Genomic DNA, 9,606 nt, shown 5'->3' on the forward strand with positions numbered 1-9,606 from the left:
AGGGGGGGGGCGGTAAGTGATGGTGGGGGTTGCGGGCCTTACGGGCAGCGTGCCAGGATCGGCGGCGATGAGTCAGAGCGTTGTCACCTCGCCCGCGTCCGACGCCGCGTCGCCGCGGCGGATCGCCGCGCTCGCCCTGCCCGCCCTCGTGGTGCTCGCCGCCGAGCCGCTCTACGTCCTGGTCGACACGGCGGTGGTCGGGCACCTGGGCCGGGTTCCGCTGGCCGCGCTCGCCGTCGGCGGCACGGTGATGACCCTGACCGCCTGGCTCGGCACCGTCGTCGCGTACGGCACCACCGGGCGGTCGGCCCGGCGGTTCGGGTCGGGCGACCGGGCCGCCGCGGTGGCCGAGGGCGTGCAGGCGTCCTGGCTCGCCCTGGCGGTCGGCGTGCTGGTGGCGCTCGCCATGCAGATCGGCGGCGGGGCGTTGGCGCGTACCCTCGTCGGCGGTGCTGGCGACGTGGCCGGCGCGGCCGCGCAGTGGCTGCGGATCGCGGCGCTGGGCGCCCCCGGCCTGCTGCTCGCCGCCGCCGGCAACGGCTGGCTGCGCGGCATCCAGGACACCCGACGGCCGCTGCTCTTCGTGCTCGCCCCCAACCTGCTCTCCGCGCTGCTCTGCCCGCTGCTGGTCTACCCGGCCGGGCTCGGCCTGGCCGGCTCGGCGGTGGCGAACGCCGCCGCGCAGACCCTCTCCGGCGGTCTCTTCGCGGCGGCGCTGGTGCGCGAGCGGGTGTCCCTGCGGCCCCGGCCGCGGCTGATCCGGCATCAACTCGTGCTCAGCCGGGACCTGCTCATCCGGGGCGTCGCCTTCCAGGCGAGCTTCCTCTCCGCCACCGCCGTCGCCGCCCGGTTCGGCGCGGCCGCCGTCGGCGCCCACCAGATCGCCCTCCAGCTCTGGTTCTTCACCGCCCTGGTGCTGGACGCGCTCGCCATCGCCGCCCAGGCGCTGATCGGCGCGGCGCTCGGTGCGGGCGACGCGGCCGGCGCCCGCGCCCTCGCCCGCCGGATCGCGCTGCTCGGGGGCGCCTGCGGCGTCGCCTTCGCGCTGCTGATCGCCGCCGGGGCCGGCGTCGTGCCGTCCTGGTTCAGCTCCGACCCGCAGGTACGCGAGCAGGCCCTGGTGGCCTGGCCGTGGTTCGTGGCGTTGCAGCCGATCGGCGGGGTGGTCTTCGCCCTCGACGGGGTGCTGATCGGCGCGGGAGACGTCCGCTACCTGCGCAACCTCACCATCGTGGCGGCGCTGGGTGGGTTCCTGCCGGCGATCTGGCTCGCCTACGGGCTCGACCTCGGGCTGGGCGGGATCTGGGCCGGGCTGATGCTCTTCGTGGTGCTCCGCTTGGTGGCGCTGCTGCTGCGGGTGCGCTCCGGTGGCTGGGCGGTGGTCGGCGCGGTCCGCTGACCGCCAGCGGACACCGGCCGCCTGGTCATCGGCTCGTTCAGACCTGGTCGTCGGACTCCCGGGCGGAACGAGGGTTGCGGCGGGCGGTCTGCCGTACCGGGGGCGACCGGGCGAGCCGGTTTCCAGGCGCGGTCAGCAGGTGTCCGGCAGGTCGAGCGTCTTGTCCGGGTCGAAGACCGCGTCCGGGTCCGGATCGTCGGGGCCGCCGACGCTGGGCGTGCCCAGGTCGAGCAGGCCCTTGTCGAACGCGGCACAGTCGATGTTGGAGGCGAACAAATTCGCCTCCTCGATCCACAGGCCGTTCGAGCTGCGGTCCACGTCGTCCGGGTGCGGCACGCTCCACACCACGGTGTCGTGTACCACGACCACCCCGTCCCCGGGCACGGTGCCGCTGGTCCGGAAGGCGTACGCCCAGACGAAGTTGGTGGTGACCTCCAGGATGCGGATGCCGCCGGCGTCCTTCGTGGCCCGGTAGCTGATCCGTCCTTTGGCCCGGGGCTGGTCGCCGGTCATCCGGGCCCCGGGCGTCAGGGCGGGTGATCTTCGCACGCCGGGAGACCGTCCCGCCGCCCCGTTTCCGGGACGCCTCAGCAGGTGTCCGGGAGGTCCAGCGTCGTGTCCGGGTCGAAGACCGCGTCCGGGTCCGGAGCGTCCGGACCGCCGTGGCTGGACGGGCCCAGGTCGAGCAGACCCTTGTCGAAGGCCGCGCAGTCGATGTTGGCGGCGTAGGAGTTCGCGTCCTCGATCCACAACCCGTTCGAACTGCGGTCGACGTCGTCGGGATGCGGCACGCTCCAGACGACGGTGTCGTGCACCACGACCAATCCGTCGCCCGGCACGGTGCTGCCGGTGCGGAAGGCGTACGCCCAGACGAAGTTGGTGGTCACCGCCAGGATCCGGATGCCGTCGGCGTCCTTGGTGGCCCGGTAGCTGATCCGACCCTTCACCCGGGGCTGGTCGGCGGTGAGCCGAGCGCCGGGCGCCAGCCGGGTGGCGTACGCGGCGAAGGTGTCGGAGCCGAAGTCCTTGCGCAGGTCGGCGCGGGCGTCCCGGGCGAACTGCCGGATCAACGGCTCGGGGTCGTTTGTGGTCATGAACCGGCGGTCCAGCCGCGCGGTCACCAGGGCCGTCCGGACCTTCGCCAGCGCGGCCGCCACCTGCTTCTCGGTGAACGGGCCGCTCCGCTTCGCGGCGGTCAGGGCGATCCCCGCCTGCCCTTCCGGGAACGCGGCGGCCGGCGTGCCGTCGAACGGGCCGGCCGCCGCGGGTGGCGACGCGGACGTACTGGCCTGCTCGCCGGCCGGCTGGCTGATCGTCGGGAACACCACCGGCCGCCCGCGCGCGTGCGGCATCGACACCAGCACGGCGACGCCGACCACCCCGACGAAGGCGAGGAGCAGCAGCACCGTCGTGGCGCTCAGCAGCATGCCGGAGTGCCGGCTCAGCCAGCTCCGCAGCCGGTCGCCACGGCTCGAACCGGCGTCGACGGGCGGCTGGCGCAGCCACGCCGGTGCCGTCCCCGGACCGGCCCCGTAGCCGGGCGCCGGGGCGGGGTTGTGCGGTGCGGAGTTCTGCCGATCATCGGACATCGCGGTTCCCGATTGAGAGTGGGCGAGATGTCCCTGAGTGTCACACCTTGTCGCTCGGCGTGGTATCCCCCGCCCGGACCGGGACCGGAATCTGGCAGGCTTGGCGGTCGTGAGCACAGACGGTTTGATCGTGGTCGACAAGCCCGGCGGCATGACGTCGCACGACGTGGTGGCGCGGATCCGGCGGTTGGCGCGTACCCGGCGGGTGGGGCACGGGGGCACGCTCGACCCGATGGCCACCGGCGTGCTGGTGATCGGGGTGGGCCGCGCCACCCGGCTGCTCACCTACGTGATCGGGGCCGGCAAGAGCTACACCGCGACGATCCGGCTCGGCCAGGCCACCGTCACCGACGACGCCGAGGGCGACGTGATCGCCACGACGCCGGCCGGCACGGTGACCGACGAGGCGGTGCACGCCGCGCTCGCCGCGCTGACCGGCGAGATCGACCAGGTGCCGAGCGCGGTCAGCGCCATCAAGATCAACGGCCAGCGGGCGTACAAGCGGGTCCGCGAGGGGGAGAGCGTCGAGCTGCCGTCCCGCCGGGTCACCATCTCCCGGCTGGACGTCCGCTCGATCCGCCGGGACCAGACTGACGTGGTGGACGTGGACGTGGACGTGACCTGCTCGTCCGGGACGTACATCCGGGCCATCGCCCGGGACGCGGGCCTGGCGCTGGGGGTCGGTGGCCACCTGACGGCGCTGCGGCGGACCGCGGTGGGCGGCTTCACCCTGGCCGAGGCGGCCACCCTCGACGAGCTGGAGCAGCGCGCGCCGGAGGTGGTCAACCTGCCGCTCGACGCCGCCGCGGAGCGGTACTTCCCGCGCCGCGACGCCACGCCGGACGAGGCGAGGATCCTGTCCCACGGCGGGCCGCTGGACGCGGCCGGCATCACCGGGCCGTACGCCGTCTTCGGCCCGGACGGCGGCCTGATCGCTATCGTCAGCGAGCGGGACGGGCGGGCCCGCGCGGAGATCGTGCTCGCTCCCGCCTGACGACCAGTGCGGGTCGGGGGTTGGTGCGTTATGAATGCCTCATTGAACTTGAGCGGTGAGTTGAGCGGGAAGGTGTGCATCACGTGAGCGCGTACCGGTGGCCTCGGGAGAGCCCGCTGCCGGTCCCGGCCCGCCGGGTGGGGCGACTCGTCCTGGTCGATCCGGCTCACCGAACCCGCCCTAGGGCGGACCGCCCTGATGCCGGGAAGCGATCCAATCCCAAGGGGCAGCAGCTCTCCACTCTGGCCGCATGGTGGGGGGCGGCTAACCGGGCCTTCCGGGCCGTGGAAGCCAATCCGGCGTGATGAAGACCATGCAGGCGTACCGGTACGCCCTGGACCTGACTGCGGTGCAGGAGCGAGCTGTGCTCGCACATGCGGGGGCGGCGCGGGTGGCCTACAACTGGTCGTTGGCCAGGGTGAAGACGGTCATGGACCAGCGGACCGCCGAACGGTCTTACGGTATCGGCGAAGTGGACCTCACCCCGGCAGTCGGCTGGTCGCTTCCCGCCCTGCGCAAGGCATGGAACCAGGCGAAATCCGATGTGGCTCCATGGTGGGCCGAGTGCTCCAAGGAGGCTTTCAACACCGGCCTCGATGCCCTCGCCAGGGCGTTGAGGAACTGGTCGGACTCGCGTTGCGGCAAACGCGCCGGGCGGCCGGTCGGGTTTCCCCGGTTCAAGTCACGCCGCCGGTCGACACCGTCGGTGCGGTTCACCACTGGAGCGATTCGCGTTGAGCCGGACCGCAAACATGTGGTGCTGCCTCGGCTTGGCCGGCTCAAGTTGCACGAATCCGCCCGCAAGCTTGCCCGTCGCTTGGATGCCGGCTCCGCACGGATCCTGTCGGCGACGGTACGCCGTGACGGTGGCCGGTGGCAGGTGTCCTTCTGCGTCGAGGTCGACCGCCCGCAGCGCACGCCGGCGCGGCCAGACGCAACGGTCGGGGTGGACGTGGGCGTGAAGCATCTCGCGGTGTTGTCCACGGGCGAGTTGGTCGCCAACCCCTGTCATGTCGACTGCGCGGCCCGCCGGATGCGACGTCTCGCGCGGCGCATGTCCCGGCGGGTCGGCCCCGATCGGCGCACCGGCCGCGAGCCATCGAATCGGTGGGAGGTGGCCCGAGCGCGGGTAGCCGGCGCGCATGCCCGGGTGGCGAACCTGCGTCGGGACGGGCTACACAAGCTCACCACCCGACTCGCCCGAGAGTACGGCACCATCGTGGTGGAAGACCTCAACGTGGCTGGGCTGCTGCGCAACGGGCGGCTGGCTCGGTACGTCGCCGACGCCGGCTTCGCCGAACTACCACGGCAACTGGCCTACAAGATTGAATGGAGCGGCGGCCGACTCGTGGTGGCAGACCGCTGGTATCCATCTTCCAAGACGTGCTCAGGCTGCGGCACTGTGAAAGCCAAGCTGGCCCTGTCCGAGCGCACATACACCTGCACCACCTGCGGTTTCGTCCCGGACCGGGACGTGAACGCCGCACGCAACCTTGCCGCGCTCGCGCACGAGGTCACCGACGCCCGGAGTGGCCGGGAGTCGTCAAACGGACGTGGAGCCGACCGTAAGACCCGCCCTGGCGGGCCGGTGGCCGTGAAGCGTCAACCCGGCACCGCTCCGGCGGGCAAGACCGGGACCGTCTCACCGCAAGGAGGGACAGCTGATCATGGGCTCACATACGCATCATGACTTGCAACGGGAGGAGCGGCATGCAGCGGTGGCGGGGGTACGAGGCGGCGCCCGGTGGTTGGGGGCGCTCGGTCGTCACCATCGGCGTCTTCGACGGCGTGCACAAGGGGCACCAGGCGACCATCGGCCACGCCGTGGCGCGCGCCCGCGAGCTGGGCGTCAAGTCGGTGGTGGTGACCTTCGACCCGCACCCGGCGGAGGTGGTCCGCCCCGGTTCGCACCCCGCCGTGCTGACCGAGCCGGCCCGCAAGGCGGAACTGATCGAGGCGCTCGGCGTCGACGTGCTCTGCGTGGTGCCGTTCACCCCGGAGTTCTCCCGGCTGCCGGCCGAGGAGTTCGTGCACGACATCCTGGTCGAGCACCTGCACGCCGCGCTGGTCGTGGTCGGCGCGAACTTCCGGTTCGGGCACCGGGCCGCCGGTGACGTGGCCCTGCTGGAGCGGCTCGGCCGGACCTTCGGCTTCGGCGTGGAGGGCGCCCCGCTGGTCGCCGAGGCCGGCACGGTCTTCTCCTCCACGTACATCCGCTCCTGCGTCGACGCGGGCGACGTGGTGGCGGCCGCCGCCGCGCTGGGCCGCCCGCACCGGGTGGAGGGCGTGGTGGTCCGGGGCGACCAGCGCGGACGTGAGCTGGGGTACCCCACCGCCAACCTGCTCTGCCACCGGTACGCGGCGATCCCGGCCGACGGGGTGTACGCCGCCCGGCTGGTGCGCCGGGGGCAGCGGGAGCCGCTCGCGGCGGCGGTGTCCATCGGCACCAACCCGACCTTCTCCGGCCGGGAGCGCCGGGTGGAGGCGTACGCGCTGGACTTCACCGGCGACCTGTACGGCGAGCGGCTGGCCCTGGACTTCGTCGCGCACCTGCGCGAACAGCGCACGTACGACTCGGTCGAGCCGCTGGTCGCCCAGATCGCCGAGGACGTGGAGCGGACCCGCCGCGCAGTCGCCTGAGCCTTTTGCCGCCCCGCGTCGCGGCCCTTCGCCGGGCGGTCCCCCCTCGGGCTGGTAGGCTGGCGGAGACGTCGGCTGACCGACGTGGGGCCTCGCGTGCCTGCACGACGCCGCGGGTGCGAGGTTCGTCCGTCTCCGGTCCTCCGGACCCCGACGACGGGCATCAGTGATCAACCCATCGAAACAGGGAGAACATGGCGCTCGATCAGGAAGCCAAGGCCAAGATCCGCACGGAGTACGCGACCGCCGAAGGCGACACCGGTTCGCCGGAGGTGCAGGTCGCGGTCCTCACCAAGCGGATCGCCGAGCTCACCGAGCACCTGAAGGTGCACAAGCACGACCACCACAGCCGCCGTGGGCTGCTGCTGCTGGTCGGCCGGCGCCGTCGGCTGCTCAACTACGTCCAGAAGAAGGACATCAACCGCTACCGGTCGCTCATCGAGCGGCTCGGCCTGCGCCGATGACGTGACGGGGGAGTGGCCACTCGGCCGCTCCCCCGTTCCGGTACCACAGAAGAACAGGGCCGCGCGACCACCCGACAGGGAGCCGGTCAGCGTACCGGTCTCCGGTAGTGGCCCCCGGGAATCCCGGCATCATGCCGGCCACCCGGGCGCTTCGATCGAAGACCGGCCGTCTGAGCAGCTCCCCATGTCGTGGCCCACGACGCGAAGGAGCACGACAGCACATGACCGAGACCAACCTCGGCACCGAATCCCGCACCGCCGTGATCGACAACGGGTCCTTCGGCACCCGTGAGATCACCTTCTCCACCGGTCGGCTGGCCCGCCAGGCCGCCGGCTCCGTCGTCGCCCAGCTGGGCGAGACGGTCGTCCTCTCCGCCACCACCGCCGGCAAGCAGCCGAAGGAGCAGTTCGACTTCTTCCCGCTGACCGTCGACGTCGAGGAGCGGATGTACGCCGCGGGCCGGATCCCCGGCTCGTTCTTCCGCCGCGAGGGTCGCCCCAGCGAGGACGCCATCCTCACCTGCCGGCTGATCGACCGGCCGCTGCGCCCGTCGTTCGTCAAGGGCCTGCGCAACGAGGTCCAGGTCGTCGAGACCGTCCTCGCGCTCGACCCGCAGCACCCGTACGACGTCGTGGCGATCAACGCCGCCTCGATGTCCACCAAGCTCTCCGGCCTGCCGTTCTCCGGCCCGATCGGGGCCACCCGGATGGCGCACGTCGACGGCCAGTGGGTCGCCTTCCCGACCTACGAGGAGCTGGCCCGGGCCACCTTCGACATGGTGGTGGCCGGCCGCGCACTGGCCGACGGCGACGTCGCGATCATGATGGTCGAGGCCGAGGCCACCGAGCACACCGTGAAGCTGGTCGCCGGCGGCGCGCCCGCCCCGACCGAGGAGGTCGTCGCCAGCGGCCTGGAGGCCGCGAAGCCGGCCATCCGCGAGCTGTGCCGGGCGCAGAGCGAGCTGGCCGAGGTTTCCGCCAAGCCGGTCGTCGAGTTCCCGGTCTTCCTGGACTACCAGGACGACGCGTACCAGGCGGTGGCCGACCTGGCCCGCGCCGACGTCGCCGAGGCCCTCCAGATCGCCGGCAAGGCGGCCCGCGAGGAGGCCCTGGACCGGGTCAAGGCCAAGGTCGCCGAGGAGCTCGGCCCGCGCTTCGAGGGCCGGGAGAAGGAGCTCAGCGCCGCGTTCCGGTCGCTGACCAAGTCCGAGGTCCGCAACCGGGTGCTGCGCGAGCAGGTCCGCATCGACGGCCGCGGCCCGCGCGACATCCGTCCGCTGACCGCGGAGGTCGGCGTGCTGCCGCGGGTGCACGGCTCGGCGCTGTTCGAGCGGGGCGAGACCCAGATCCTGGGCGTCACCACGCTGAACATGCTGCGCATGGAGCAGACGCTGGACACCCTCTCCCCGGACAAGTCCAAGCGCTACATGCACAACTACAACTTCCCGCCGTACTCGACCGGTGAGACCGGTCGGGTCGGTTCGCCGAAGCGGCGGGAGATCGGCCACGGCGCCCTCGCCGAGCGGGCGCTGATCCCGGTGCTGCCGGCGCGCGAGGAGTTCCCGTACGCCATCCGGCAGGTCTCCGAGGCGCTCGGCTCCAACGGCTCCACCTCGATGGGTTCGGTCTGCGCCTCGACGCTGGGCCTGCTGTCGGCCGGTGTGCCGCTGAAGGCGCCGGTCGCCGGCATCGCCATGGGCCTCATCTCGGACGAGGTCGAGGGCAAGACCCAGTACGTGACGCTGACCGACATCCTCGGTGCCGAGGACGCGTTCGGTGACATGGACTTCAAGGTCGCCGGCACCCGGGACTTCGTCACCGCGCTGCAGCTCGACACCAAGCTCGACGGCATCCCGTCGGACGTGCTGGCCGCCGCGCTGCAGCAGGCGCACGAGGCCCGGCAGACCATCCTCGACGTGATGCAGCGGGCGATCGAGGCGCCGGCCGAGATGTCGGACTACGCGCCGCGGGTCACCACCGTCAAGATCCCGGTCGACAAGATCGGCATGGTGATCGGCCCGAAGGGGCAGACCATCAACGCCATCCAGGACGAGACCGGCGCCGAGATCTCCATCGAGGACGACGGCACGATCTACGTCGGCGCGACCAACGGCCCGTCGGCCCAGGCCGCGGTGGAGCGGATCAACGCGATCGCCAACCCGACGCTGCCGAAGGTCGGCGACCGGTTCCTCGGCACGGTGGTGAAGACGGCCCCGTTCGGCGCCTTCATCTCGCTGCTGCCGGGCCGTGACGGCCTGCTGCACATCTCCAAGGTGGGCGACGGCAAGCGGGTCGAGAAGGTCGAGGACTTCCTCAACGTCGGCGACCGGGTCGAGGTGGAGATCGCGGACATCGACGCCCGCGGCAAGATCTACCTGGACAAGGTCCGCCCGGAGGGCGCCGAGGCGCCGGCCGCGGGCGAGGCCGCCGGTGGCGAGCGTCCGGCCGGCCGGGACCGCGGCGACCGGGGTCCGCGGGAGCGCGGCGACCGGGACCGCGAGCGCGGCAGCCGTTGCCCGG

8 protein-coding genes and 1 pseudogene are annotated in these 9,606 nt (G+C 72.5%); 7 read left to right on the forward strand and 2 right to left on the reverse strand.

Translation table 11 applies throughout. The features are described 5' to 3' along the window. Nucleotides 1-67 precede the first annotated feature (67 nt). Complete coding sequence (locus DKT69_RS29655; RefSeq protein ID WP_109804760.1) at nt 68-1,399, forward strand: MATE family efflux transporter; 1,332 nt, start codon at nt 68-70, stop codon at nt 1,397-1,399. A 132-nt stretch (nt 1,400-1,531) separates the two neighbouring features. Here the strand turns inward: DKT69_RS29655 and DKT69_RS29660 are convergent, their stop codons facing one another. Further along, complete coding sequence (locus tag DKT69_RS29660; RefSeq protein ID WP_236648434.1) at nt 1,532-1,948, reverse strand: hypothetical protein; 417 nt, start codon at nt 1,946-1,948, stop codon at nt 1,532-1,534. A gap of 38 nt (nt 1,949-1,986) precedes the next feature. Beyond that, a complete protein-coding gene (locus DKT69_RS29665) occupies nt 1,987-2,988 on the reverse strand; it encodes a hypothetical protein (protein WP_109804761.1) in 1,002 nt (333 codons plus the stop codon). A gap of 109 nt (nt 2,989-3,097) precedes the next feature. Between DKT69_RS29665 and truB the strand changes: the two genes are divergently transcribed. The 6 genes and pseudogenes from truB to DKT69_RS29695 form a co-directional block, all read left to right on the forward strand. Further along, the gene (gene truB, locus DKT69_RS29670; RefSeq protein WP_109804766.1) at nt 3,098-3,982 is read left to right on the forward strand and encodes a tRNA pseudouridine(55) synthase TruB; all 885 of its coding nucleotides are present in this window, start codon (nt 3,098-3,100) and stop codon (nt 3,980-3,982) included. Nucleotides 3,983-4,056: 74 nt separating this feature from the next. Continuing rightward, nucleotides 4,057-4,149, forward strand: a pseudogene (locus DKT69_RS40895) (IS607 family transposase); the annotation flags it as partial. A gap of 137 nt (nt 4,150-4,286) precedes the next feature. Next, nucleotides 4,287-5,672, forward strand: a complete 1,386-nt coding sequence (tnpB, locus tag DKT69_RS29680) for an IS607 family element RNA-guided endonuclease TnpB (RefSeq protein WP_109804762.1) — start codon at nt 4,287-4,289, stop codon at nt 5,670-5,672. A gap of 20 nt (nt 5,673-5,692) precedes the next feature. Continuing rightward, nucleotides 5,693-6,622, forward strand: coding sequence for a bifunctional riboflavin kinase/FAD synthetase (locus DKT69_RS29685; RefSeq protein WP_109804763.1), 930 nt, complete (start codon nt 5,693-5,695; stop codon nt 6,620-6,622). 194 nt (nt 6,623-6,816) lie between these two features. After that, nucleotides 6,817-7,086, forward strand: coding sequence for a 30S ribosomal protein S15 (rpsO, locus tag DKT69_RS29690; RefSeq protein ID WP_109804764.1), 270 nt, complete (start codon nt 6,817-6,819; stop codon nt 7,084-7,086). A gap of 221 nt (nt 7,087-7,307) precedes the next feature. Further along, nucleotides 7,308-9,606 (forward strand): polyribonucleotide nucleotidyltransferase (locus DKT69_RS29695; protein ID WP_109804765.1); only part of this gene is annotated, 2,299 nt, incomplete at its 3' end.

The sequence above is a fragment of the Micromonospora sicca genome, assembly GCF_003172935.1.
Lineage (GTDB): Bacteria > Actinomycetota > Actinomycetes > Mycobacteriales > Micromonosporaceae > Micromonospora > Micromonospora sicca.

What these genes read in the sequence shown, in the direction of transcription:
- DKT69_RS29685 (WP_109804763.1), top strand. Translation starts at nt 5,693, where the DNA reads ATGCAGCGGTGGCGGGGGTACGAGGCGGCGCCCGGTGGTTGGGGGCGC.
- DKT69_RS29655 (WP_109804760.1), top strand. Translation starts at nt 68, where the DNA reads ATGAGTCAGAGCGTTGTCACCTCGCCCGCGTCCGACGCCGCGTCGCCG.
- rpsO (WP_109804764.1), top strand. Translation starts at nt 6,817, where the DNA reads ATGGCGCTCGATCAGGAAGCCAAGGCCAAGATCCGCACGGAGTACGCG.
- tnpB (WP_109804762.1), top strand. Translation starts at nt 4,287, where the DNA reads ATGAAGACCATGCAGGCGTACCGGTACGCCCTGGACCTGACTGCGGTG.
- DKT69_RS29665 (WP_109804761.1), bottom strand. Translation starts at nt 2,988, where the DNA reads ATGTCCGATGATCGGCAGAACTCCGCACCGCACAACCCCGCCCCGGCG.